Source organism: Hymenobacter negativus (genome assembly GCF_016056375.1).
Taxonomy (GTDB): Bacteria; Bacteroidota; Bacteroidia; order Cytophagales; family Hymenobacteraceae; genus Hymenobacter; species Hymenobacter negativus_A.
The window spans coordinates 1-26,104 of sequence record NZ_JAEDAE010000008.1 but is presented as its reverse complement, the minus strand read 5'-3'; the positions used below and the strand labels follow the sequence as shown (position 1 = coordinate 26,104).

The following is a 26,104-nucleotide window of genomic DNA, read 5'->3' as shown; positions in this document are numbered from 1 at the left end:
GCCTAATGCAAACGCCCAGCTACGGAAGTAGCAGGGGCGTTTGCATTAGGCCACGGGCACTGCCGTTGGCAAAACGGCTAGCAATTCGGTGAGGCCGGCCGCTAGCGCCTCGGCGGCTTCGCGGCGGGCGGCATCGGTGCCGGTTTTGCTTTCCAGCACTTCCATCACCGGTCCCAGCTGCCCGGCCCCGATGAGCTTGAGCGACGGCCGCAGCTTGTGGGCCACGGCGGCGGCGGCAGCCCAGTCGGCGGCGGCCAGGGCGGTGTGCAGGTCGGCCACGCTGGTGGGCGTGTTGGTGTGGAAGGAAGTCAGAATCCGGTTGATAAACGTGGCATTGCCGTGGGCCGTTTGGTGCAGCAGGGCCAGGTCGAAGAGTGCAGCGGCGGGTACGGCACCCGGAGCCGCTGCAGTAGCGGGCAGCGGGGGCACCGCGGCCGTAGCGACTGGGGCAGCCGTGGCGGGTTTCACGTCTACCAGCGGCCCGGGTACTCCGGCAATCAAAGAGGCCAGTTTGCTCAGCAGCTCAGCTTCGTCGAAGGGCTTGGGCAGCGTGTCGTTCATGCCGGCGGCGTGGTACTTTTCGGCATCGGCCCGGAAGGCGTTGGCCGTAAGGGCCAGAATGGGCGTGGCCGCTCGCCGCGCATCGGCGTGGGCGCGGATGCGGGCCGTGGCTTCGAGCCCGTTCATGCCGGGCATCTGAATATCCATCAGCACCACGTCGTAGCGGTTTATTTCGAACAACTCCAGGGCTTCGAGGCCGCTGGCGGCCTCGTCTACCGTCACGCCGTGGGCCTCCAGCAGCAGCTGGGCCACTTCGCGGTTCACGGCGTTATCTTCCACCAACAGCACGCGGGCCCCGCGCACGGCCGCTTCCTGCACTGGTGCCAGCGGTGCCAGGGCCGCCTGCCGGGCAGCGGCATCGGCCTTGGGCAGGGTGGTGCGGAAGGCGAAGGAGCTGCCCTTGCCGGGCTCGCTCTGCACCGTGAGCTGCCCGCCCATCTGGGCTACCAGCGCCCGGCTGATGCTCAGGCCCAGGCCCGTGCCTCCAAACTGCCGCGTGGTGTCGGCATAGGCCTGGGTGAACTCTTTAAAGATGCTTTCCAGCTTGTCTTCGGCAATGCCGATGCCGGTGTCCGTCACCCGGAACTCGGTGGTGAGCGTGTCCTCGGTTTCGCTCACGTAGTAACCGCCCACTGTCACGGTGCCGCCCACCGGCGTGAACTTGATGGCATTGGAAAGCAAGTTAATGAGCACCTGGTTGAGGCGGTAGGAGTCGCCCAGTACCCAGGGGTGGGGGCATGAATCCCGCAGCATGGTGCCCACCACCCGAATGCCCTTCTCCTCGGCCTGCATCACCAGGGGCTGGCTGGCGCTGGCCATCGAGTCGCAGAGGTTGAAGGCCGCTTTTTCCAGCTCCAGGTTGCCGGAAGTGATTTTGGCCATGTCGAGCACGTCGTTCACCACGTTCAGCAAGTGCCGGCCCGAGTGCTGAATCACCGCGGTGTAATTACGCTGCTGTTCGTCGAGGCCGGTTTTGGCCAGCAGGCTGGTCATGCCCAGCACCCCGTTGAGCGGCGTGCGGATTTCGTGGCTCATGTTGGCCAGGAAGTTCTCGCGGGCCGTGGCGGCGGCTTCGGCCGCGTGCTGGGCGTTTTTCAGGGCCGAAATATCCGTGCTCACGCCCAGCACCTGGGCCGTGCCGTCGGGCAGTACCAGCGGGCAGCGCACGGTTTGGTACCAGCGCATCTCGCCGTCGGCCAGCTTCACCGAGAGCAGGCTGGTGAGCGGCTGGCCGGTATGAAGCACCGTTTGGTCGGCCAGCACCGCCGCCTGAATTTCTTCCTTGCTCATGGCTGCCTCCATCGACACCGCCCCCGCCACTTCGGCAATGTGGCGGCGCTGGGCGCGCATCTCCCCGTTTTCAAACACGGTGCGTCCCTGCGCATCGCGCACCCAGATGAGGTTGGGGTTGAGGTCGAGCACCAGGTTGGTAAATAGCTGCTGGGCCTCGGCGGCGGCTTCGCTCTCGCGGGTGCGGGCCTCAGCCTGGCGCAGGTTGCTGATGTCGAGGCCGTAGCAAATCACGTGGTGTAGCACTTCGTCGTTCCCAAACACGGGCTGGTAGTAGCACAGCCAGTTGCGATGGGTGTCGGCGGCGGTATCGGGCCAGCGCTCTTCCCAGCTCACCGTGGTTCGGGTTTGCACGGCGCGCGCAAACAGGCGGTAACGGCGGGCCGCCAGTTCCTCGGGCAGGCCGTGCTTGGCGCAATGGTCGGCAAAGGTGCGGCCGATGCGGGCCTGGCGCTGGTCCGCGTCGGGTTCGGCGTAGGCGTTCACGTAGCGGTAGCGCTGGTCGGGGTCGAGCACCGTCACCACGGCCGGCAGGTGGGCCATGATGGACTCGTAGAAGGCAAATTGCTCCCGCATTTGCTGTTTGGCCTGCCGCTGCGCCGTAATGTCGGTGAGGTAAAGCATGGCACAACCCTCCTCCACCACCGGCACCGCGAAGAGCAGGTAGTTCTGGTCGTTGGCCACTATTTCCTGCTGCGCTAGTTCGCCGGTGCGCAGGCACTGCACGGCGGCGTTCACCAGCTGCGGCCGTATCCGCGAAGGGCCGGTGCCCCGCATTTCCTCGGCCAACAACCCGGCGGCGGGGTTGGCCATCAGCAGCTGGCCGGTGGCGCTCACGCGCAGCACGGGATTGGGGTTGAGCTCGGGCATGCGGCTGGCAAAGCGCAGCTGCTCAACCGTGGCCTCGGCCTGCTCGCGGCGGGCGCGCTCGGCCAGCAGCAGGGCGCGCAATTCGGCCGGGTCGTTGGGAAGTTCGGTTTTCATGGGTCAGGAGAGCAGAAGAAGGGCCGCCGCATCCGGCAATGCACTGCCGTCCGGGCACGGAAACCCAATCTTTACCGGAAAGGTACAGCAACTCGCCTTTTCTACTCTCTCAACTGACAGTTTTGCCCACAGGCTGGCGGTGGCTTACAGCTCCTTGCGCAGTCTGGCCACCGGAATGTTCAGCTGTTCGCGGTACTTGGCCACCGTGCGGCGGGCAATGTTGTAGCCCCGCGCATTAAGCATTTTTTCCAGCTTGTCGTCGCTTAGCGGCCGCTCTTTGCTTTCCTTGCCAATGAGGTCTTTCAAAATGCTTTTCACCTCGCGGCTGCTGGCGTCCTCGCCCGAATCGGTGGCAATGCCCTCGGAGAAAAAGTATTTCAAGGGATAAATCCCGAACTCCGTCTGGATGGATTTCGAGTTCGCCACCCGGCTCACTGTCGAAATGTCCATGCCAATGCGGGTGGCAATGTCCTTCAGAATCATCGGCTTGAGCTTGCCTTCGTCGCCCTCGGCAAAGAAGTCGCGCTGCAGCTCCACAATGGCGTTCATGGTGCGCAGCAGCGTGTTCTGCCGCTGCCGGATAGCGTCGATAAACCACTTGGCCGAGTCCAGCTTCTGCTTCACAAAGGTCACGGCCTCCTTCATTTTGGTGTCCTTCTTGGCCGCCTTGTCGTAGGTCCGGAACATCTCGGTATAGGCCGGGCTCACGCGCAGCTCGGGGGCGTTGCGGGCGTTCAGGGTCAGGTTGAAGACGCCGTTGTCGTTGGTCAGGATGAAGTCCGGCATCAGGTACTGCGTCTTGCCCAGGCCGCTGGGGCCGCTGCCGCCCGGTTTAGGGTTCAGCTTGAGAATGAGGTTAATGGCCTCTTTTAGCTCGTCGTCTTCCAGGTCCAGCTTTTGCTGAATGCGCGGGTAGTGCTTCTTGCTGAACTCCTCAAACGTGTCGGTAAGAATGCGCTCGGCGTTCACCGTGTTTTCGTCCTGCGGGCGGCGCTCTAGCTGTAGCAGCAAGCACTCGGGCAGGTCGCGGGCGGCAATGCCGGGCGGGTCGAACTGCTGCACCACGCGCAGCACGGCCTCAATCTCGGGCACGGTCACTTCCAGGTTCTGACTAAAGGCCAGGTCGTTGGCAATGGCCGAGAGGTCGCGCCGGATATAGCCGTCGCCGTCAATCGAGCCGATGAGCTGCTGACCGATGGCCTCCTGCCGCTCGTCCAAATCGGCAAAATGCAGCTGGTCGAGCAGCGAATCCAGGAGCGAGCCGCTGGTGTCGGCCAAGGGCGTGTCGCGCTCTTCTTCCTCGCCGGGGCCGTCGCCCTGCATCTTGTAGCCCGCTATTTCGTCGTCGTTCAGGTAGTCGCTCAGGTCGAGGTCGGTGTTGTCGGGGGAGTCGTCGGTCGAGGCCAGGTCTTCTTTGGCCGCCAGGTCGGGCTCAGGCATTTCTTCGGCCGTTTCCTCATCGTTGCTGCCGCGGTCGTCAAAGTCCTCATCCAGCGTGTTTTCGTCGTTGTCGAGACTGGCGTCCGGGTCGTCGTCGTCCGAGTCTTCATCGTCGCGGTCCAGCTCTTCGGCGTCGTCGGGCTCGTCTTCTTCCAGCGCCGGGTTCACCTCCATCTCCTCCTTGATGCGCGTCTCCAGCTCCGCCGTCGGGATTTGCAGCAGCTTGATAAATTGAATCTGCTGCGGGCTAAGCTTTTGCGAAAGGAGCTGTTTTAAGTCGAGGCGTTGCATAATAACGAAAGTACGGAAAGCGGGCGGCGGAGGTCAATTTTACTAAAGTTTGGCATGAAAAGTTGGTGTGGCCCGCCTTACAAAGTCCGCACGGCGTTCCGTGCTACCGCCTAATCGGCCTACCTTTGCCGATTCATCCGCTTCCCCGCAAGTTATGTCCCTCAAACGGTCCACCGTCAAAGAGCTCCTGGCCAGCCAGGACCTTGACCGCGAAGTTCTCGTCAAAGGCTGGGTTCGCTCCCGCCGCGGCAACAAGTACGTGCAGTTCATCATCGTGAACGACGGCTCCACCATCCACACCATCCAGGCCGTGGCCGATGCCGGGAATTTCCCCGAGGAAAGCCTCAAAGACGTGAGCAACGGCGCCGCTGTGGCCATCCGTGGCAAACTGGTGGCCTCGCAGGGCAAAGGCCAGGCCGTGGAAATCCAGGCTACCGAAGTCACCGTTCTGGGCGCGGCCGATGCCGAAGCCTACCCGCTACAAAAGAAAGCCACTTCGCTGGAGCACCTGCGCGACATCGCCCACCTGCGCCCGCGCACCAACACGTTTGGCGCGGTGCTGCGCATCCGGCACGCGCTGGCCTTCGCCGTGCATCAGTATTTCAACGACCACGGCTTCTACTACGTGCACACGCCCATCATCACCGGTTCCGATGCCGAGGGCGCGGGTCAGATGTTCCGCGTGACCACGCTGCCCCCCGAGCACCCGCCTCGCACCGAGGATGGCTCCGTGGACTTCACCCAGGACTTCTTCGGCAAGCAGACCAATCTCACCGTGTCGGGCCAGCTCGAAGGCGAACTGGCCGCCATGGCGCTGGGCAGCATCTATACCTTCGGCCCCACGTTCCGGGCCGAAAACTCCAACACCGCCCGTCACTTGGCCGAGTTCTGGATGATTGAGCCCGAAGTAGCCTTCAACGAGCTCGAAGAAAACATGGACCTGGCCGAGGACTTCCTCCAAAGCCTGGTGCGCTATGCCCTGGCCAACTGCGCCGACGACCTCGCCTTCCTCAACGAGCAGTACGACAAGGAGCTGCTCTCGCGCCTCAATTTCGTGGTGGACAATGCCTTCCAGCGCCTCACCTACACCGAGGCCGTGGAAATCCTGAAATCGGCCAAGCAGAAGTTCGAATTCCCAGTTGACTGGGGCACCGATTTGCAGTCGGAGCACGAGCGGTACCTGGTGGAGAAACACTTCAAAAAGCCCGTCATCCTAACCAACTACCCGAAGGATATCAAGGCTTTCTACATGAAGCTGGACGACGACGGCCGCACCGTGCGCGCCATGGACGTGCTGTTTCCCGGCATCGGTGAAATCATCGGCGGCTCGCAGCGCGAGGAGGACTACACCAAGCTCACCACCCGCATGGCCGAGATGCACGTGCCCGCCGAAGACCTCGACTGGTACCTCGACACGCGCCGCTTCGGCAGCGCCCCGCACGCCGGCTTCGGCCTGGGCTTCGAGCGTCTGGTGCTGTTCGTGACCGGCATGAGCAACATCCGCGACGTGATTCCCTTCCCGCGCTACCCCAAGAACGCGGCGTTCTAAGCCCGGTGCTTACGGGTATTGAATTGCAGAAAAGCGACTCCACCGGGGTCGCTTTTTTTGTGCATTATTAACCCCACCAGCCCGCAGCCCGTTGCTACCTGGCACCAACCCTTTGCCGCGTATGCTTCCCGAAATCGACCTCACCGACTCCGCCAGCCTGCCCGAGGGCGGCCTCAAAGCCTTTCCCACGCCCAACGATGGCCCACCGGTGCTGCTCACCCGCCAGCAGGGCCAGGTGCGTGCCTTGGCCGCGCACTGCCCGCACTACGGCGCGCCGCTGGAAAAGGGCAACGTGGTAAGAGGGAAGCTGATTTGCCCTTGGCACCACGCCTGCTTCAAGGTTGAAAACGGCCACCTCTGCGAGCCGCCGGCCCTCGACGACCTGCCCACTTTTGCTGTGCGCGAGGCCGGCGGCCGCATTCTGGTGCAACTGCCGGAAAGCCCACCCGCCAGCACTGATAAGCCCGACGCAACGCCTACCGCCGAAGTGGGCGGCACTCCGCCCGCGCCCGCTGCTCCGGCCCCGGCCGATGCGCGCACGTTCGTCATCATCGGCGGCGGGGCAGCGGGCCAGTTTGCGGCTCAAGCGTTGCGCAGGGAAGGCTTTCAGGGCCGACTGGTATTGATTTCGGCCGATGAAAATGCGCCTTACGACCGCACCAAGCTCAGCAAAGCTTACCTAGCGGGCAAGGCCCAGCCGGCCGCGCTGCCCCTGCGTCAGCCGGATTTCTACCAGCAGCAGCGCATTGAGCTGCTGCTAAATACCCGCGCCACCGGCCTGGATGTGGACCGGCAGGAAGTCCAGCTTGAAAACCGCCCGCCGCTGCGCTACGACCAGTTGCTGCTGGCCCTCGGCGGCACGCCTAACAAACTCCCCAAACTGCCGGGCCACGACCTGGCCGGCGTGCATACCCTCCGCACCCGGGCCGACGCGGATGCCATCCTGAAAGCCACCAAAGACGCGAAGCAGGTCGTCGTCATCGGCTCCAGCTTTATTGGGATGGAAGCGGCGAGTAGCCTCATCAGCGAAACGCGGCAGGTGACCGTGGTGGCGCAGGATAAAGTGCCATTTGAGCGGGTGCTGGGGCCGGAAATCGGGCAAATGTTCCGCCAGTTGCACGAGGGAAAAGGCGTGAAGTTTGAAGTCGAAGCCGAGGTAACGGCCCTGCTGGGCGAAGGCGGCTCCGTGAGCGGCGTGCAGTTGAAAACGGGCCAAATCCTTCCCGCCGAGGCCGTGGTGCTGGGCGTGGGCGTGCGCCCGGCCACCGATTTCCTCAAGGATGTTTTCGCCTTGGGAAAAGACGGCAGCTTGCCCGTTGATGCGCAGCTGCGGGCCGCCAAAAACGTGTACGCCGCCGGCGATATCGCCCGCTTCCCGCTAGCCGCCGCTGGCGCGCCCACGCGCATTGAGCACTGGCGCCTGGCCCAGCAGCACGGCCAGATAGCCGCCCGTAACATGCTGGGCCAGCAACAGGAATTCACCGCCGCCCCCTTCTTCTGGACGCAGCAGTATGGCAAGAGCCTGCGCTACGCAGGCCACGCCGAGCACTGGGACGCCATCCTCTACCACGGCGAAGTGGCGAAGCAGGATTTCCTGGCTTTTTACGTGCTGGCGGGCAAAATTACGGCCGTGGCTGGCATGGGTCGCGATACGGCCATGCTTTACATTACGGAGTTGTTCAGCCAAAATAAGATGCCCAGCCCAACTGGCATCAGCCCCGAAACCGATTGGGCCGCGCTGGCCGGAAGTGCTGGGTGAAGCTGAGATTTCAACTAAAAAAGGCTACCCGTGCGGGCAGCCTTTTTTAGTTTTCAGTGAATAAAAATTCGCTTAGTCGCGTCCATGGCCACGCCCGTGGCCATTGCCGTGGCCGCGGTCATCTTGCCGGCCTTCACGGTAGCCTTCCCGGTAGAGCTTTTTGGCCTGGCCGGGGGGCAAACCGTGCTGGCGCACAATGACCGGCCGGGGCTGCACCACCACTACGCGGCGGGGGTAGCGGTCGCGGTGCGCGCCCACGTACACCCAGGGCTCACGGCCCCGGTAGTCGAGCACAACGGGGTGGAACTGGTAGGGGTCGTAGCCATCCATTACGGCTACGGGTACCCATTGGCCGTTGCGAAACACGATGTACTGCTGGGCATACAGGTCGTAGTAGCCGTCGATTTCGGGGATGTAATAGAACTGCGTGCCCTGAGGTACGGGCGGCCCCCAGGCGGGCTGGCCTACGTTCACGTTCACGTTGACCTGGGCTTTGGCGGCCGGGGCCATAGCCAGCGCAAACAAGCTGACCAGCGCCACGCACAGGGTTTTAGGGAGGAAATTCATGGCTTTTTACAAAATAAAACGATAAGGTAATACGTCTCTGTTCACAAGGAAGATGCCAAACCCTGCTGCAGCAAAAAGCCCCACCGGTGGGGCGGGGCTTCGCCGACGTGCGGTGGCTTAGTGCTTGCCTTTGCCTTTTCCATGGCCCTTGCCATGGTCGTCGTGGTCGCCACGATGGTCGCCGTCGTGGTGGTCATCGTCGCGGTACATTTTCTTGGCTTGGCCGGGCGGCAGGCCGTGTGGGTTGCCGCCCCGGTAGGTCCAGGGCTCGGCGCCGCGGTACTCGATGTACTGCGGGTGGAAGTTGCGCGGGTCGTAGCCGTCGATGCGTTCTACCCGCGCCCATTTGCCATTGCGCTGCACCACGTAGCGGCGGGCCGGCACATCATAGTAGCCGTTGATTTCGGGCACGTAGTAGTATTGGGCATCGGCCGGCGCGCCCACCACCACGGGCGGCGCCGTGTTGATGTTGACGTTAATCTGGGCCTGCGCCGCCGGTGCGGCAAGCAAAGAGATGCCTCCAAGCACAGCGGCGCAGAGGAGGGTGGGAAGCATTTTCATAATGAAGGACTTAAGCGTGAGAATTGTCGCATCCGGCGCTGTGGCCAGCACCGGATGCCTTATACTGGCAGTCCGTAACAGGGGTTGAGCGTTGGTGCACACCACAGCTAGTCACGGCCGCGGCCGCCGCCGTGGTTGCCGCCACCATTGCTGCGGCCGTTGTTGCCCTGGCCACCGCCCTGCTGGCCCTGGCCGCCACCAAAGCCCCCGTGATTACCCTGGCCGGGGTTGTAGCCGCCACCGCCCTGCTGCGGTATGGAATTTCCGCGCGGGGTGTTGTAGCCGCCGCCGGGGTACTGGCCGTGGTTGTCGTTGCCCCGGTAGCCGCCATGGTCGTCGCGGTCGTGGTCGCCGTAGTTGCGGCCGTTGGGGTAACCGCCACGGTTATCACGGTCACGGTCGCCGTAGGAGTAGCCGCCGCGGTTGTCGTAGCGGGAGCGGCCGTAGCTGGGGCCGTAGCCATAGCCGCCGTTATAGTAGCCCCGGCCAGGGCCGTAGTTGCGGTAGGGTTGGTAGGCATAGTGCTGGCGGTAATAGCCAATCTGCAGCCAGGGCTGCGGGCCCCGGTAGTCTACTATGACAGGATGGAACTGGTAGGGGTCGTAGCCATACAGTTCGGGCAGAGGCACCCAGTAACCATCTTGGTAAACAATGTATTGCTGGTTGTAGAGGTCGTAGTAGCCGTCAATCTCGGGGATGTAATAATACTGCGTGCCGTAGGGAACCTGCGGCCCCCAGGCGGGGGTGCCAATATTAATATTCACCCCCACCTGCGCCTGTGCGGCCGGCGTGACCAACAGGGCAAACACACCCACCAGGGCTGCGCCAACAAATTTTGCGAGGGGTTTCATGCTAAGTGGTTGAATAAAATGGGTTAACAGGCCACTAACGGCGCTGCTGCCTGATAGATGCAAGGCAAGTGCCAATGTGCCCAAAAGGGTAGCTTCAATGGCTAAAAACGTCGCCCAAATGCCCGTAATCGTCGCCGGTTTATTTTCGGTCAGAATGCCGGGGACAAATGCAGGCGTTGCGCTGTTGTACCCCGACGCTCCAAGCTCATCGAAAGCTAATTCAGCTGGCAAAGTTGCCTTTGCGATTAGCCTTCGGCGCCCCATCTACGTACCTTTACGCACTTATTCGCTGCGTTCCTGAATGGCCAAAAAATCCACTGCTACCCCGGTTGCCCAAGCTCCTAAAGCCGCCGCTCCCGCTAAGAAAAAACCAGTTGCCAACGGCGCCGCGCTGAAAAAGCAGCTTGCTGGCGCCCTCACCGAGCCGGAAGCTGCAGCTGCCACCCAGCCCAACCCGGCTAGTGTAGCAGTAGCTCTGCAACACCAGACGCCCGAGACGCTGCCCCCCACCACGGCCACCGCCGCCAATGGCGCGGCCCATCACATCGATGCGCCTTTCATTGAAGTGTATGGCGCGCGCGAGCACAACCTCAAGAACGTGAGCGTGCAGATTCCGCGCAACCGGCTGGTGGTGTTCACGGGCATCTCGGGTTCGGGCAAGAGCAGCCTGGCGTTCGATACTATTTATGCCGAGGGGCAGCGGCGCTACATGGAGACGTTTTCGGCCTACGCCCGCAGCTTCATGGGCGGGCTGGAGCGGCCCGACGTGGACAAGATTGAGGGCCTGTCGCCGGTTATCAGCATCGAGCAGAAGACGACCTCGCGCAACCCGCGCTCCACGGTGGGCACCATCACCGAGATTTACGACTTCCTGCGCCTGCTCTATGCGCGTACCGCTGAGGCATTCAGCTACGCCACTGGCAAGAAGATGATTCGGCAGAGCGATGACCAGATTATCAATTACATCCTCAAGCACTTCGACGGCAAGAAGCTGGTGGTGCTGGCGCCGGTGGTAAAGGGCCGCAAGGGCCACTACCGCGAAGATTTCCAGAAGATTGCCAAGCTGGGCTTCGCCAAGGTGCGCGTCGACGGTGAAATCCTCGACATCACGCCCAAGATGCAGGTGGACCGCTACAAAATCCACGATATCGAAATCGTCATCGACCGGCTCATCGTGAAGGAGGAAGACCGGTTCCGCCTCTCGGGCTCGGTGCAGAACGCCCTCACGCACGGCAAGGGCACCATGCTGGTGCTCGACCCCGACGCCAAGAAAGCTCAGCCGCAGTTCTTTTCGCGCTTTTTGATGGACCCGGCCACCGGCATTGCTTACGACGACCCGGCGCCCAACACGTTCTCGTTCAACTCGCCCTACGGCGCGTGCCCCACCTGCAACGGCCTAGGCGAGGTGCAGGAAATCACCGAGGACGCCGTGCTGCCCGACCGCAAGCTGAGCATCAGCCGGGGCGGCATCGCGCCGCTGGGCGAGTACCGCGACATCTGGATTTTCCAGCAGCTCTCGCTCATCCTCAAGAAGAACAAAGCCACCCTGAACACTGCCATTGAGAAGCTGCCCGAGGAACTGCTGAAACGCCTGCTCCACGGCATCTCGGAGGACGAAGCCGACAGTGGCAAAGGTGCCTTCACTGAGCCGTTCGAGGGCATTATTCCCTTCCTGCGTCGGCAGATGGATTCTGAATCGGACAGCATCCGGGAGTGGATTGCGCAGTACGCGCAGGCTCAGCCCTGCCCCGAGTGCCAGGGTTTCCGCCTCAAAAAGGAAAGCCTGCACTTCAAGATGGACGGCAAGCACATCGGCGAGCTGTCGGTGATGGACCTTAACGAGCTGGCGCAGTGGTTTGTGGGCTTGGAAGACCGGCTGACGGAACGCCAGAATGTGATTGCGCGCGAGCTCCTCAAGGAAATTCGTAAGCGCATCGGCTTCCTGCTCGAAGTGGGCCTCGACTATCTGAACCTGCACCGCCCGGTGCGGACGCTGAGCGGCGGCGAAAGCCAGCGCATCCGCCTCGCCACCCAGATTGGCACCCAGCTCGTGGGCGTGCTCTACATTATGGACGAGCCCAGCATCGGCCTGCACCAGCGCGACAACGAGCGTCTCATCAAAGCCCTGCAGCACCTGCGCGACATCGGCAACTCCGTCATCGTAGTGGAGCACGACAAGGACATGATTCTGCACGCCGACCACGTGCTGGACATTGGCCCCGGCGCGGGCATCCACGGCGGCAGCATCGTGGCCTCGGGCACGCCGCAGGAGATTTTCAACTCCGGCTCGCTCACTTCGCAGTACCTCAGCGGCCAGAAGCACATCGAACTGCAAAAGAAAAAGCGCAAGGGCGAAGGCACCGAATTGGTGCTGAAGGGCGCCAAAGGCAACAACCTGAAAAACGTGACCCTGAAAGTACCGCTGGGCAAGCTGGTGGCCGTCACGGGCGTGTCGGGCTCGGGCAAGTCCACGCTCATCCACGACACGCTGTACCCGATTCTAAACCAGCACTTCTTCAACTCGAAGAAGGAGCCGCTGGCTTACGGCAGCATCGAAGGACTGGACTTCATCGACAAGGTGATTGAAGTCGACCAGTCGCCCATCGGCCGCACGCCGCGCTCGAACCCAGCCACGTATACTGGCGTGTTCACCGAAATCCGGCAGCTGTTTGGCGAGATGGCGGAGGCCAAAATCCGCGGCTACGGCCCGGGCCGCTTCTCCTTCAACGTGAAGGGCGGGCGCTGCGAAACCTGCGAGGGCGCCGGTATCCGCACCATCGAGATGAACTTCCTGCCCGACGTACACGTGCCCTGCGAAACCTGCAAAGGCCGCCGCTACAACCGCGAAACGCTGGAAGTCCGCTTTAAGGGCAAGTCCATCACCGACGTGCTCGACATGACCGTGGAAAAGGCCGTGGAATTCTTCGAGTTCCAACCCCGCATCTTGCGCAAAATCAAGACCCTGAACGACGTGGGACTGGGCTACCTCACGCTGGGCCAGCAGGCTACCACGCTTTCGGGCGGCGAGGCCCAGCGCGTGAAGCTGGCCACCGAGCTCAGCAAGAAAGACACCGGCAAGACGTTCTACATTCTAGATGAACCGACGACGGGCCTGCACTTCGAGGATATCAACCACTTGGCGGATGTGCTTCAGAAGCTGGCCGACAAGGGCAACACCGTCCTCATCATCGAGCACAACCTCGACCTGATTAAGGTGGCCGACCACGTCATCGACATCGGCCCCGAGGGCGGCGCGGGCGGCGGCACCATCGTGGCACAGGGCACGCCCGAGCAGGTGGCCAAGGCTGGCAAGGGCCATACCGCCCGCTTCCTGGCCGAGGAGCTCCGGACGAGCAAATACGCCACGGCGTAGCCGGAAAGGATATTGCGAAAGAGGCCGGCAAATGGTTATTTGCCGGCCTCTTTTCATTTCCACAGCTATGCGAACATTGTTACTGTTTCCATTACTAACGCTCCTGAGCGCCACCAACATCCCCGCCGCGCCCCAGGCTGGCACCCGTTTCGAAGGCAAATTCAGTAACGGCCTCAAAGGCAATACCCTGAGTTTCGTGCTCGCGCCCGACGGCAAAACCATTCGCGACTTCACTTTCAAGGGCTACTGGCGCTGCGACGGGAAGCTGGAAATGCTGGGCGCGGCCGGCCCCACCAAGGGCACCTTTGCCGTAAGCAACGGCACCATTGCGGGCCGTATCTGCGAGCCGCCGAATGGCGGGGCCACCGCTTGGTGCTTCGACCTGGGCGGCAAAATTGTGGGCAAAACCGCCAGCGGCCGCTTCCGCATGAACATCAACGCCCTGCGCTGCGACTCCTACGAGCTGCAATGGGAAGCCACCGCCGTCGGGCCCGCGGCTAAATAAGCTGTTCCTGCTGCGCCGGCTGGGTTTGGTGCACTGGCTGCCGGGCTTCGTACTCGCGTTGCAGGCGCTTATAGCGCTTGCCGTAGAGCATCATGAATGGGAAAATTAGTATGAAGACCGGGCGGCTGATGAACGAGTGAGGAAACACCAAAGTCAGCACAATGCCCAGGGCGAATACTGCCGTCGGAATCAGGGGACGGCCCAGGTCCAGGTCGGGGTGGGCGAGGGCCTCGGGGTACACGTAGTTGCGTTTGGGGTTGGCCAGCGTGCGCTGCATCAGCATTTGCAGCAAGCCCGTGCCCATCACACTGGCGCAGTACAGCACAAACGGCACACGCAGCATCGGGTACTCGCCGTAGTAGGCCGAGGTGAAGGGCATGAGCACGATGCTGAGCAGGAAAAAGATGTTCAGCCAAATCAGCCCGTCGTCGTAGCGCCGCACAAACCGAAAGATGCGGTGGTGCGCCGCCCAGTACGTGGCAATCACAAAGAAGCCGATAAAAAAGCCCACGAACTTGGGAATGAGCCGCAGCAGCGACACAAAGGCCGCATGGTTGGTGCGCTCGTGCAGTTCGGGTACCTTGATTTCGATGATGAGCAGCGTGATGGCAATGGCAAACACGGCATCCGAAAACAGAATGAGGCGCTCAAGCTGAAACTCGGTACGGTCGTGGTGGTCGAAGGCAGTATCAGGCGCGTGCGACATAAAAATCAATATAGATTTAAGGAGTTTTTTGCGGAAAGAAACAAAAAAAAGCCCATCTGCGCCAGGCAGATGGGCTTAGGGTTGATGTTGCCGAGCGGGCTACATCTTCATGTCCGAACTTTGTTTGGCCATGCCCAGGTGTTGCTCCACCACGGGCAGGGTTTTGCCGATGAAAGCTTTCAGGTCAGCGTCCTGGGTCATTTTTTCGTGGGCGGCCATGGTGTTGGCCGTCTTCTGGTGGTCGGTCTGCATCTGCGAAATGTACTTGGCCTCAAACTCTTTGCCGGACAGCTTTTCCATGGCCGGGGCCATTGCCTTGTGCTCGGCGTCCATGTCGGTGGGCAGGGTCACGCCCTTTTTGGCGGCAATCTTTTTCAGGTCGGCCGTCGATTTGGTGTGGTCGGCAATCATCTTGTTGGCCATTTCCTTGGCCATACCGGTCACGCCCTTAGCCAAAGCCATTTTGCTTTGCTGAATCTCATTTTGGTCGCTGTGGGCGGCCGTCATCATGAATTCCTTGTCGTCTTTGTGAGGGCCGGTCGGGCCGTTGGGGTCGGCCTTGGCCGCGCCGCCCATCGAGCCGCTCATAGCGCTGCTGTCGCCCGATGCGGGCGTGGCCGCGGCAGAAGTGTCGGCCCCGGCAGCGGGCGTGTTGGCCATGTTGCTGTCGGTGCTGCTTTCGGTGGTCGATTTGTTGGCGTCGCCGCAGGCGGCCAGCGTGAGCAGGCCCGAGGCCAGCAGCGGAAGAAGGGAGCGTTTCATAATGTTGAAGAAATGGGTGATTGGAACGTAAAACGGAAGAACAAACCAGCATTAAGAAGCACCAGCAATACAGGCAGTACGCAAGATTCAGCAGCAGATGTTACATCCCCAATGCTATTTTACGACTAAGCTCATCTGTTGAATGTCAATAAAGTAGCGTTCGAAAAAAACAAAAAAGCCCGTTCCGGAAAACCGGAACGGGCTGATTGCCGAAGGCAAATACCGGGCGGAAAGCTACTTAGCCGCGTCCACCGTTAGCTTCATTTTGGTTACCATATCGAGGTGCATTTTCAGCATCGGGACGGTTTTGGCGGCGAAGGCTTTGATATCGGGATCGGCGGCTTTGATAGAGGCATCGGTGTACTCCTTCACATCTTCCTCGTGGTCCTTCAGCATCTCCTTCATATACTCCTGGTCCATTTTCACGCCTTTTTCTTCCACCACATCTTTCAACACTTTCTGGTGGTCATCGCCGAGGGTGGTGGGCAGGGTAATGTTCTTTTTGGCGGCCAGGGCCATCAGTTCGGCATTGCCTTTGGTATGGTCGGCCACCATTTGCTGGGCGTATTTCTTAGCTTCGGGCGTCACGGCGCGGGCCGCCACCTGCTTGCCCATTTCTACTTCGAGCATGCCACCGCTGGCGGCCTTGGTCATGAACTTGGAGTCGTAGTCCATGCCTTTTTCCTCAATTTTGCCCATGTCGGTGTTGGCCGTGGCACTGTCGGCTTTCACTTCGTTAACTTTTTGGGCTTCTTTCACGGAGTCGTTAGAATTGCAGCCGGCGGCGCTAATGAGCAGCGTAGCAGCACTGAGCAGGGCGATGAACGAGCGTTTCATGGCAAGAGGATGGGTTGGTGAACTGAATGCGGTAAGATGATTCCGCACTGATGAAAATTTGCTGAAAAACCGCCGCTTAGGGTAGCTTTTTGGCTACGTCGGCCGTCTCTTTGGCCGCATCAAGCTGTTCCTGCACCGGGTCGTGGAATTTGGCCGCAAAACCGCGAATGTCGCCGTCGTAGGCATCGTCGCTCATATCGTCGAAGGCGTCCTCGTCCTGCTTCTGGGCTTTCACCAGCAGCGCCATCAGGTGCTTGTCAATCTGGGTGCCGGCCTGGGTGCTGGCCTCGTGGTAGGCTTCCTGCTCGTCGTCGCCGAGGGCGGCGGGCACAGTCAGGCCCTTGGCAGCGGCCAGGGCGCGGAGGGTACCCAGCAGCTCCAGCCGCTGCGGCACTAGGCGGGCCCCGTAACTGCGCACGGTGGGGGAGGTGGCGCGGGCCTGCGCCAGCTTGCCCAGCTCTACTTCGAGCAGGGCATTGCTGGTGCTTTTTACCAGAAATTCAGCGTCGGCCTCCTGCTTTTTGGTGATGTCGGCGGCGTCAATTTTCTTTTCGTTCTGGGCCATGGCCGCGTCCACGGCATCGTTGCTGCCGTCGCCCGATGAGCAGGCTGCCAGCAGCGGCAGCGCCACGGCCGCCCATTTAAACAGCCGCAGTGGCCTGGAGAGAAGAGGGGAGGGCCGCATGGTAAATAAGTTGGGAATAAGCCATATGGCCCAATACGTCAGCTATACGACTCCCCCCGGGCTGGGTTTTTTGCGGGCCGCGAGAAGTTTTTTTACGGCTGGGTTAAACCTGCACAGCACCTTTGCTTCCAACCGACCACAACCGCCGTTCAACATTCCCATTCATATACTTACTTTTTCTCTCACCGTCATGCGTACCCTTTCTCTCCGTTCACTCGCCTTTGCCTGCCTCGCCAGCGGCGCGCTGCTCACCGCCAGCTGCAACCGCAACAACGACGCCACGCCTTCCGACGACATTACCACGGCCGAGGACCGCAGCGACGACAACTCCGAAACGGCCATGAGCTCGGAAGCCTTCCAAATGGCGGGCCCCGTTGATGCCCAGACCCAGGGCTCGGCCTACCTGATTGGCGAAAACGACTTCAAAAACCGCTTTGGCAACTGCGCCACCCGCAGCTACGACTTCAACACCAAGACCCTCACCATCGACTTTGGCACCACCAATTGCCTGTGCGTGGATGGGCGCTACCGCCGGGGCAAAATCCTGGTGCGCTTCACCTCCGATGTAAACCGCCGCACGGCCGGCGCCGTCGTTACCCGCCGCAACTATTTCGTGAACGATAACCAGCACACCGCCCGCCGTACCTTCACCGACATCGGCGCGGGCTCGTTCACCGTGGCTGTCGACAGTGCCAGCATTATCCGGGCCAACAACGGCGGCACCCACTCCTGGACGGCCAACTGGACGTTTACTTGCAAGGAAGGCTACAATACCCCGCAGGTTTCGGACGATGTGTACAGCGTAACGGGCGCGGCCACCGGCACCAACCGCAAAAACGTGGGCTACACCGCTACCATCCAGAACCCGCTCATCAAGCGCGCCGACTGCCCCAAATATTTCGTGCAGGGCACCATTGGCATCACCAACACCAACAGCAAGACCATGACGCTGGACTACGGCACTGGCACCTGCGACAACGTGGCTACTGTAACCGTGAATGGTCATACCAAAACCATCGCCCTGCGGTAAGCGCCTTTTGGCAAACCGACTGGTCAAGCATTCAAGCATAAAAAAAGGCAGCCCACGGGCTGCCTTTTTTTATGCCCGCCGGGTAGGCGCATCAGCGGCCGCAAGGCTCGGGGAGTGCGGGCGCAGTGCTACACAGGTGCAGTCCGGAACACTGCCAGTCCAATGCGATTTGGATATTGCAGCCCTCAAACACAATCGAGTGCTCACTAAATACAAAAGTGAGGCTGAGCGCCATCCCTGCGGTTGTATCTGTTTCCTGGCCGAACCGCCTTCGCTGCTGGCCCCATTGGTAAGAGAAGTATGGAATACAGGCTATGTTAGTTTAATGTGTTATACATAAGGTTGTTATATTTCGGTGAGGTCGCTTGGCTGCTAGTTATATTTGCCTCATACAGATGTGTTTTACTCATTAATGTGCACAGATGATTGAAACTAGGGCTAAAGTATTTGACATGGATTTATTAAAAAATTTAATAATAAAATCAAATATAATGTTTATTAACAAAATTAATATATACATTTAAATATTAATAATAAAGCATGACTGTCCTCCTGTGCTGGGAGCCATGCTTGTGCCCTCCGCGTACTGCCTGAGCCCACGGGCGGTCATTCCAACGCTTTGCTGATATGGGCATCAGCAACAGCTTTATTACATCGCCGCTGCTTGCCGGCCCACTTGCCGCTTTAGCGCGCCGGGTGGCATTCTGGTAAGGAGCCCCCTTTCTGATTGACGGGGTTTTCTCCTGGCCAATAGCCAGGCAATGGCAGACTACTGTCTCCGCTTTCTGGTCTCGCTTCACCTGCGGCTCTCCACTGGAGGCCCGGGTTGGCCGCTTTGCGGTCCGTTCGCGCTGTTGCTGTCAACAATTCACCTTTACCTGCGCACCCATGAAACTCGCTTATCACGCCCTTGCTCGTTCGCTTGCCCAATCAAGCTTCCTCGTTCGTTTCCTTCGCTTTCTGGCTCTTCCGGGCTGGAAGTTGTGGCACCCGGCCGGAGTGCTATTTGCGGCGCTGCTGCTAAGTACTGGCGCTTTTGCCCAAAATGCCGTGCCGCCAGGGGTGGCCCCGGTGCCCATCCCCAACTCCCGGCCAACACCCGCGACAAACGGATTTGGGATTGACGGTGACCTGACCGCCTATTTTGGGGATGATGCTAGCTACACAAATGCCGGAGACTGGCTGCCGAACCCACTAACGGCCGCTGGGTATGGCGGCGTGCTGTCGGCCAGTGGCACCGTGCCCGCCACTGCCAATCCGAAGCGGGTGATTCATAAAACAGACTCTTACGGGGCTACAGACGACATCTTTTCGGGTGGGAGCAAGATTGATTCGAACCCCAACACGGCGGTGACCTGGAAAACCGGGGGACCGAACCCTTCCAAAAACGACATCAATAACGCCCTGGTGTTCATCGAGGAATCGGCAGTTGCTACGGGACCGGGCACCCTGGCCGGCGACACGTGGGTGATGATGGCCGGCGACCGGGCCACCAAGGAAGGCAACAGCTTTCTGGCTTTCCAGTTTCTGCAAAAAACGCTGGTCCGCAATACCAACGGTTCCTTCACCAGCGCGGGCCCGGACGGCGGGCGCACGGTGGGGGATATTCAAATCACGGCCGAGTTTGTGAACGGCGGCACCGTGCCCAACCTCTACTACGAGGAGTGGCGGTCGGTGGCGGGGGCATTTACGTGGGTGCAGATTCAGGCTCCGCCGGCTGGGGCTGCTTTTGGCCGCACCAACGGCGTGGTGCTGAGCAATGTGCCCTACGCACCATTTGGAGGCTCGTCCTATGACACCAATTTGTTTGCGGAGGTGGCCGTCGATATTTCCGCCGTGTACAGAAATGTGCAAACCACCTGCGTGGGGAAAATCTCAACGCTGTGGGTGGTCACGAAATCATCCCAGTCCTCGTCGGCTAACATGACGGATTTCGTGGAGCCCATTCCGCTGGACCTCAAGATAAACGTGACGGCTGATGCCGGCCCGGACAAAGCCATTTGCGCCGGTGGCTCTACTACCATTGGCACCCCGGCCGTGTCGGGCTACACTTATTCCTGGGCCATAGGCAATGCGGCTCCTTTTGCCACCACGGCTCAGGTTTCGGTGAGTCCCGGCGCCACCACCACCTACACGCTCACAGTGACAAAAGTGGGGGCCACCTGCTCGTCGCCCCCCGACGATGTAGTGGTAACCGTAAATGCCAACCCCACGGCTAACGCCGGCACGGCACCGGCCACTCAATGCGCCGTCACGGCCGGCAACTCCTTTTTGCTCGCCGGTTCGGGCAGCAACGGTACGCCCTCCTGGGCCGTGCAGAGCAACCCGAACAACCTGACGGTGAGCATCGCCAGCGGCGGCACCTATGCCCCCACCGTTGCGGTAAGAGGGGGCACCGGCACCGTGACCCTGCGCCTGACTGTGACCAGCGGCGCTACGCCTTCCTGCGGTACCGCGACCAGCGATGTAGCCGTGACGGTGAAGCCGGTTCCGACGGCTAGTGCGGGAACCGCGCCAGCAGCGCAGTGTGCTGTCGAAGCAGGCAACGCCTTCGCTCTATCGGGCTCGGGCAGCAACGGTACGCCCTCGTGGGCTGTGCAGAGCAACCCCAGTAGCCTGACGGTGAATATCACCAACGGCGGTACTTACGCGCCGACCGTTGCGGTAAGCGGAGGCAGCGGCACCGTGACCCTGCGCCTGACCGTGACCAGCTCGGCCAACCCGGTGTGTACTGCCGCCACCAGCGACGTGGCCGTGACGGTAAATGCCAAACCTGCCGGGCCCACGGTAACTATTCAGGAAGCTACACTATGCGGCACGCTCACCTCGCCTACCCTCACGGTTTGCAGCCCCGTGGTAGGCACCACGTACCTGTTGACGGAATCCGACGGCGCAAATCCTCAAAGCACTACCTATAGCGCGGGGCCGTTGGTTTTTGTGCTGCGTGCCGGCAAAGGGTTCAGCATTACCGCTACGGCTTCGGCGGCTGCCGGAGGGTGCATTTCAGCCGCAACCATTTGTGGTGGTCAGGCCGAAAGTTGCCCGGCTTCGGCTGGCCGGGTAGCAGCAGGCTCGACCGCTACTGCGGCCGTCTTGCAGCAGAGCATCCAGACGGAAGCCTACCCCAACCCTACCAACCGGGATGCCACCATTAATTTCTCGGTGCCTAAGTCGGGGCACGTGGTTGTGCAGGTCTACAACGCCATTGGGGTGGCGGTGGCCACGCTTTTTGATGGCGAAGTGGTAGGGGGCGAAACCCGTTCGGTAAAGCTCAAAGGAGAGTCATTGGCCACCGGCATCTACACGTACCGGGTGGTAGCCGATGGCAAAACCAAAACCAACCACGTCAGCCTCGTCAAATAAATAGCTCGGCACTTGCTACAGAAAAGGCCCGTCCAGCTTTGAACGGGCCTTTTTGGTGTGAATACTGCTGCCGTTCACGCACCAGCATCATCAGCTGCTATTGCGCCAGCAGCGCCTCCGCCACCACCAAATCTTCGGGCGTGGTAATTTTCAGGTTGCGGTAGTCGCCGTCTACCAGCTGCACGCGGCACAGGTCGTCCACCACCGTCGCATCGTCGGTGAAGCTGGCCAGCTCGGGCATGGCGTAGGCCCGGCGCAGCAGGTCGATTTCAAACGTCTGAGGCGTTTGCATCAGGCGCAGGCGGCTCCGGTTCTGCGCCGCCGAGCCGTGCGCCGACACCAGCCGCACGGAGTCCTTGGGCATCACGGCGGCGGCGGCGGCGGCGTGCGTGGCCGCCGCCGTATAGGTGCGCTCCACTACCTGCCGCGACACCAGCGGGCGCACGCCGTCGTGCACCGCCACCAGGCCCTCGGCGTGGGCTTTCAAAGAAGCCAGGCCGGCCTTCACCGAGGCCCAGCGGGTGGCCCCACCCGCCACCAGCCGGTGCGGAATGTTTACGCTGAATTGCGCGCACAGCGCCTGCCAGGTATCGAGCTGGTCGGCCGGCAGCACCACCACAATGTCTGTCACGCCCAGCGCCGGCTCGGCAAAGCGGCGCAGCGTGTGCAGCAGCACCGGCTCGCCGCGCAACAGCAGAAACTGCTTGGGCCGGTCGGCCCCCATGCGCGTGCCGCTGCCGCCCGCCACCAGAATAGCAAATCTGGGGACTTGGGAGCCTGGGGACTTGGGGGCTTGGATGGGGAGTGGCTTGGATGCCTGGGTACTGGAGCGCTTCAGTTTCATCGATGCGAAGTTCAAACAAAAAAAGCGTCGACATTCCCGAAGGAATGCCGACGCTCAAAAGCTAGAGAATGAATAGGCTTGAGTGACAAATGAGACAAGAACGAAAACCAAGTCCCGAAGTCCCCAAGCCCCTCAAACCTACAGAATCAGCATGGCATCGCCGTAGCTGAAGAACTTATACTTCTCCTTGATGGCTTCCTTGTAGGCTTCCATCAGCAGCGGGTAGCCGGCGAAGGCCGACGCCAGCATGATAAGCGTGCTTTCCGGCATGTGGAAGTTGGTGAGCATGCAGTTGGCAATTTTGAAGTCGTGGGGCGGGAATATGAACCGGTCAATCCAGCCCTGCGTGGGCTTCATGCGGGCATTGGCCGACACCGACGCCTCCATGGCGCGGATGGTGGTGGTGCCTACGGCGCACACCTTTTTCTTGGCATCAAGCGCCTTGTTCACCACTTCGCAGGCCGGGGCCGTCACGATGAAGTTCTCCGAATCCATTTTGTGCTTGGTCAGGTCTTCCACGTCCACCGTGCGGAAGGTGCCCAGGCCCACGTGCAGCGTCACAAAAGCCGGCTCCACGCCCTTGATTTCCATGCGCTTCATCACTTCGCGGGTGAAGTGCAGGCCGGCCGAAGGGGCCGCCACCGCGCCAATGTGCTCGGCGTAGATGGTCTGGTACCGCTCCTTGTCGGCGGGTTCGGTTTCGCGGTTGATAACTTCTTTTGGAATCGGGGTTTCGCCCAGCTCGTACAGCGCTTTGCGGAATTCCTCGTCGGTGCCATCGAATAGGAACTTGATGGTGCGGCCGCGCGACGTGGTGTTGTCAATCACCTCGGCCACCATATCCGACTCGCCGAAATACAGTTTGTTGCCCACGCGGATTTTGCGGGCGGGGTCTACCAGCACGTCCCACAGGCGCAGCTCCTTGTTCAGCTCGCGCAGCAGAAACACTTCGATTTTAGCGCCGGTTTTCTCCTTGTTGCCATACAGGCGGGCCGGAAAAACCTTGGTGTCGTTGAACACCATTACATCGCCCTCGTTGAAATAGTCGAGAATATCCTTAAAGTTGCGGTGCTCAATCTGGCCGGTGGCGCGGTGCACCACCATCAGGCGGCTTTCGTCACGGTTGCGGGCGGGGTGCAATGCCACCAGCTCCTCAGGGAGTTCAAATTTGAACTCGTGCAATTTCATCGCCATAGGGCAGTAATTGGGGGAAGATACGGAATTTTGGGGAGGCAAAAGTACGGCTTTTATTTGGATTTCGTTTTTTTTGGTGAAAACAGTAGCCACTTATTCATCTGTCATCCTGAGCGTAGCGAAGGACCTTATCACGCCTGAGCGGCCTGCGGTAGTTTAGGTAGTTCAGGCGTGATAAGGTCCTTCGCTACGCTCAGGATGACAACACACACAACGGAAGGGCGCAACTTCCCCGCCGGTTTCCGTCTTTTGGGGTCGGAAGCTGCTTTATCCGTGTCCGCCCGCCCTTATGCTGAATCTGCGCCTCACCCTCGAAAGCTTTCTCTTTGCCTGGGACGCTCTCAAATCCAACCTGTTGCGTACCGTGCTGTCGCTGCTGGGCGTCACGGTTGGCATCTTCGCTATCATCGCCGTTTTCACCATCGTCGACTCGCTGGAAGCCAACGTGCGCAGCAGCCTCGACTTTGTGGGCGACAAGATTATCTACGTCTCAAAGTGGCCGTTTGCCTTCGATTCGGATTTTCCGTGGTGGAAGTATTTCCAGCGCCCCGTACCCACGCCCCGCGAGTACCAGCAGCTGCGCCGGCAGCTCGGGCCGAACAACAAAGGCATCGCCCTCTTCGCCGCCAACAGCGGCAACACCTTTAAAGCCGGCTCTAACTCGGTAGCCGACTGCGTGCTGCAGGGCGTGAGCTACGATTTTCGCGTGGTAAGCAACGTGCCCATCAAGGAAGGCCGCTACTTCACCGTGCAGGAAATGGATGCCGCCCGGCCCGTGGCCATTATCGGGGCTACCATCGCCGAAAACCTGTTTCCGCATGGCAATGCGCTGGGCAGTCAGTTCAAGGCGCGCGGCCAGACCTTCACCGTGATTGGCGTGATGGAAAAGGAAGGCAAAAAGCTTATCACTATCTCCAGCAACGATGCCAACTGCATCATCCCGTTTGGGATGTTCACCAAGATGTTCGCGCTCAGTACCACCGGTTTTGGCGGCGGCCCCAGCGCTACCATCGCCGTAAAAGGGCGCGACGAAGACGTGGGCCTGCTCGACCTGGAATACGAAATGCGCGGCGTGATGCGCAACATTCGCGGCCTCAAGCCCCGCGAGGAAGACAATTTCGCCCTGAACCGCCCCGAGATGATTGCCTCGGCCGTGGGCAAGCTGTTCAGCGTCATCGGCCTGGTGGGCGGCGTCATTGGCTCGTTTGCTATATTGGTGGGCGGCTTCGGCATTGCCAACATCATGTTTGTGAGCGTGCGCGAGCGCACCAATATCATCGGGATTCAGAAGTCGTTGGGGGCGAAGAACTTCTTCATTCTGTTTCAATTTCTGTTTGAAGCCGTGTTTCTGTGCCTGATTGGGGGGGCGGCCGGCATCTTCCTGGTCTGGCTTGTGACGCTGATTCCGCAGGATGCCCTGCCGCTCACCATGTCGGCGGCGCGGGTGGTGCTGGGGCTGCTTATTTCAGTGGGCATTGGCATCATTGCCGGCATTGTGCCCGCCGTGCTGGCGGCGAATTTGGACCCAGTAATTGCCATTCGAGCCAAATAGGGGATAATAAGAAGAACGTCATGCTGAGCGCAGCCGAAGCATCTCTACCGCGCAACTAATCCTAATCGTAAGGAATGGTATTGCGGTAGAGATGCTTCGGCTCCGCTCAGCATGACTGTTTTTTCATGACGTTCATTACCAAATCAAACCGCTCTGTTACCAGAGCTATTGCATGACTTTACCCGCCTTTCTTGATTACCAAATCCTAGGCAATACCCTCGGGCAATACCTCATTGCGGTACTCATTCTGTTGGTAGGTAGCGCATTCCGGCGGCTGTTTTCGCGTTTGCTCAGCAAGCTGCTGTTTTCGCTCACCAAGCGCTACACCGCCGGCGTTACGGAAGAAGAGCTGCACGACCTGCTTATCCAGCCGCTGTCCACGCTGCTGCTGCTCGTGACGCTGGAACTGGCTGGGGCCACGCTCACGTACCCGCACAGCCCCACGGCCGGTCCGGGCGAACTGCCTTGGCACGAGGTGGTGCTGTTGCGAACCCTGACGCTGGCCTTCATTGTGGCGGCGGCGCGGGTGGCCCTGCGCCTCGTCGATTTTGCCCTGCTGGTGATGGCCCGCCGGGCTGCACTGCGCGAAACCGCCAGCAGTCCCACCCGCCTCGACAACCAGTTTCTGCCCTTTGCCAAGGACCTGCTGAAGGTATTTTTCATCATCATCGCGGTGCTGGTGGCGCTGGGACAGGTGTTTGGGGTGAATGTCACGGCCCTCATCGGCGGCTTGGGTATTGGTGGGCTAGCGGTGGCCTTCGCGGCCAAGGAAAGCCTCGAAAACCTCATCGCCTCGTTTACCATCTTCCTCGACCAGCCCTTCGGCGTGGGCGACCTTGTGACGGCCGGCGACGTGAGCGGCACCGTGGAGAAAATTGGCTTTCGCAGCACCCGCCTGCGCACCGCCGAAAAAAGCTACGTTACCGTGCCCAACAAAAGCATGATTGACAAGCCGCTGGATAACCTTTCGCTGCGCACCTCGCGTCGCGTGGGCTTCACCCTCACCTTCGACCAGAAAACCACCAGTGCCCAGCTCCACGCCATCATTGCGGATGCCGTGGTGGCCATGCAGGCCCATCCACTCGTGACCCAGGACGTGCAGATGAAATTCAACGCCCTTACGCCCGCCGGCAAGGAAGTCACCGTGCAATACTTTGTGGAAACCACCAGCTACGATGAGTACCTCAACGTAAAAGAAGACCTTAATTACAGCATCATCGAAGTGGTGGAGCAGCACGGCGGCCTGTTTGCCGGCGCGCCCGTGGTGGCGGCCCCGGTGGCCAAACCCTAACCACTGATTCGCCCACAAAATCCGGTAAAACCGGGCGAATTCGCGTGCCTAACGGCCGCCAAACAAGCCGCCGAGCATTCCGCCCAGGCCACCGTTCAGCAGACCGCCC

At 60.6% G+C, this 26,104-nt stretch carries 19 protein-coding genes; 8 read left to right on the top strand and 11 right to left on the bottom strand.

Going from position 1 to position 26,104, the window contains the following annotated elements; all coding sequences use genetic code 11:
- Window positions 1–45: 45 nt before the first annotated feature.
- Together I7X13_RS15975 and rpoN are read right to left on the bottom strand one after the other, a co-directional pair.
- Entirely contained in the window at window positions 46–2,835 is a 2,790-nt protein-coding gene (locus I7X13_RS15975) for a response regulator (RefSeq protein WP_198076238.1), read from the bottom strand.
- A 144-nt stretch (window positions 2,836–2,979) separates the two neighbouring features.
- Window positions 2,980–4,566: an RNA polymerase factor sigma-54 gene (rpoN, locus tag I7X13_RS15970; RefSeq protein WP_198076237.1), complete on the bottom strand. Its 1,587-nt coding sequence runs from the start codon at window positions 4,564–4,566 to the stop codon at window positions 2,980–2,982.
- Window positions 4,567–4,720: 154 nt separating this feature from the next.
- Here rpoN and asnS point away from each other — a divergent pair, with 154 nt between their 5' ends.
- Together asnS and I7X13_RS15960 are read left to right on the top strand one after the other, a co-directional pair.
- Window positions 4,721–6,115, top strand: a complete 1,395-nt coding sequence (asnS, locus tag I7X13_RS15965; protein WP_198076236.1) for an asparagine--tRNA ligase — start codon at window positions 4,721–4,723, stop codon at window positions 6,113–6,115.
- Window positions 6,116–6,236: 121 nt separating this feature from the next.
- Window positions 6,237–7,874, top strand: coding sequence for an FAD-dependent oxidoreductase (locus I7X13_RS15960; protein WP_198076235.1), 1,638 nt, complete (start codon window positions 6,237–6,239; stop codon window positions 7,872–7,874).
- A gap of 72 nt (window positions 7,875–7,946) precedes the next feature.
- Here the strand turns inward: I7X13_RS15960 and I7X13_RS15955 are convergent, their stop codons facing one another.
- The 3 genes from I7X13_RS15955 to I7X13_RS15945 form a co-directional block, all read right to left on the bottom strand.
- Complete coding sequence (locus I7X13_RS15955) at window positions 7,947–8,441, bottom strand: hypothetical protein (protein ID WP_198076234.1); 495 nt, start codon at window positions 8,439–8,441, stop codon at window positions 7,947–7,949.
- Window positions 8,442–8,558: 117 nt separating this feature from the next.
- Window positions 8,559–9,002, bottom strand: a complete 444-nt coding sequence (locus I7X13_RS15950; protein ID WP_198070033.1) for a hypothetical protein — start codon at window positions 9,000–9,002, stop codon at window positions 8,559–8,561.
- A gap of 107 nt (window positions 9,003–9,109) precedes the next feature.
- Window positions 9,110–9,853, bottom strand: a complete 744-nt coding sequence (locus I7X13_RS15945; protein ID WP_198076233.1) for a hypothetical protein — start codon at window positions 9,851–9,853, stop codon at window positions 9,110–9,112.
- A gap of 301 nt (window positions 9,854–10,154) precedes the next feature.
- Between I7X13_RS15945 and uvrA the strand changes: the two genes are divergently transcribed.
- Together uvrA and I7X13_RS15935 are read left to right on the top strand one after the other, a co-directional pair.
- Window positions 10,155–13,226 (top strand): excinuclease ABC subunit UvrA, encoded by a 3,072-nt coding sequence (gene uvrA / locus I7X13_RS15940; protein ID WP_233454814.1) that lies wholly within the window; start codon window positions 10,155–10,157, stop codon window positions 13,224–13,226.
- Between the two features lie 67 nt (window positions 13,227–13,293).
- On the top strand, window positions 13,294–13,731 hold the full coding sequence (locus I7X13_RS15935) for a hypothetical protein (RefSeq protein ID WP_198076232.1): 438 nt from the start codon (window positions 13,294–13,296) through the stop codon (window positions 13,729–13,731).
- Here I7X13_RS15935 and I7X13_RS15930 read toward each other — a convergent pair.
- The 4 genes from I7X13_RS15930 to I7X13_RS15915 all read right to left on the bottom strand — a co-directional run bounded on the left by I7X13_RS15930 (window position 13,724) and on the right by I7X13_RS15915 (window position 16,721).
- Window positions 13,724–14,437, bottom strand: coding sequence for a TMEM175 family protein (locus tag I7X13_RS15930; protein ID WP_198076231.1), 714 nt, complete (start codon window positions 14,435–14,437; stop codon window positions 13,724–13,726). The two genes, I7X13_RS15935 and I7X13_RS15930, sit on opposite strands and share 8 nt — an antisense overlap.
- 99 nt (window positions 14,438–14,536) lie before the next feature.
- Window positions 14,537–15,199 (bottom strand): DUF4142 domain-containing protein, encoded by a 663-nt coding sequence (locus I7X13_RS15925; RefSeq protein ID WP_198070037.1) that lies wholly within the window; start codon window positions 15,197–15,199, stop codon window positions 14,537–14,539.
- Between the two features lie 234 nt (window positions 15,200–15,433).
- Window positions 15,434–16,036 (bottom strand): DUF4142 domain-containing protein, encoded by a 603-nt coding sequence (locus I7X13_RS15920; protein WP_198076230.1) that lies wholly within the window; start codon window positions 16,034–16,036, stop codon window positions 15,434–15,436.
- Between the two features lie 76 nt (window positions 16,037–16,112).
- Entirely contained in the window at window positions 16,113–16,721 is a 609-nt protein-coding gene (locus I7X13_RS15915; RefSeq protein WP_198070039.1) for a DUF4142 domain-containing protein, read from the bottom strand.
- A 190-nt stretch (window positions 16,722–16,911) separates the two neighbouring features.
- On the opposite strand from I7X13_RS15915, the gene I7X13_RS15910 reads away from it, so the two are divergent.
- A complete protein-coding gene (locus tag I7X13_RS15910; RefSeq protein ID WP_198076229.1) occupies window positions 16,912–17,751 on the top strand; it encodes a hypothetical protein in 840 nt (279 codons plus the stop codon).
- An 888-nt stretch (window positions 17,752–18,639) separates the two neighbouring features.
- Window positions 18,640–21,114, top strand: a complete 2,475-nt coding sequence (locus tag I7X13_RS15905; RefSeq protein ID WP_198076228.1) for a T9SS type A sorting domain-containing protein — start codon at window positions 18,640–18,642, stop codon at window positions 21,112–21,114.
- A gap of 97 nt (window positions 21,115–21,211) precedes the next feature.
- Here the strand turns inward: I7X13_RS15905 and I7X13_RS15900 are convergent, their stop codons facing one another.
- Together I7X13_RS15900 and queA are read right to left on the bottom strand one after the other, a co-directional pair.
- Entirely contained in the window at window positions 21,212–21,958 is a 747-nt protein-coding gene (locus I7X13_RS15900; RefSeq protein ID WP_198076227.1) for a 2-C-methyl-D-erythritol 4-phosphate cytidylyltransferase, read from the bottom strand.
- A gap of 138 nt (window positions 21,959–22,096) precedes the next feature.
- Window positions 22,097–23,146 (bottom strand): tRNA preQ1(34) S-adenosylmethionine ribosyltransferase-isomerase QueA, encoded by a 1,050-nt coding sequence (gene queA, locus I7X13_RS15895; protein WP_198070088.1) that lies wholly within the window; start codon window positions 23,144–23,146, stop codon window positions 22,097–22,099.
- 295 nt (window positions 23,147–23,441) lie between these two features.
- Between queA and I7X13_RS15890 the strand changes: the two genes are divergently transcribed.
- Together I7X13_RS15890 and I7X13_RS15885 are read left to right on the top strand one after the other, a co-directional pair.
- Window positions 23,442–24,704: an ABC transporter permease gene (locus I7X13_RS15890; protein ID WP_198070043.1), complete on the top strand. Its 1,263-nt coding sequence runs from the start codon at window positions 23,442–23,444 to the stop codon at window positions 24,702–24,704.
- Between the two features lie 172 nt (window positions 24,705–24,876).
- Window positions 24,877–25,995 (top strand): mechanosensitive ion channel family protein, encoded by a 1,119-nt coding sequence (locus I7X13_RS15885; protein WP_198070044.1) that lies wholly within the window; start codon window positions 24,877–24,879, stop codon window positions 25,993–25,995.
- Window positions 25,996–26,104: the final 109 nt, after the last annotated feature.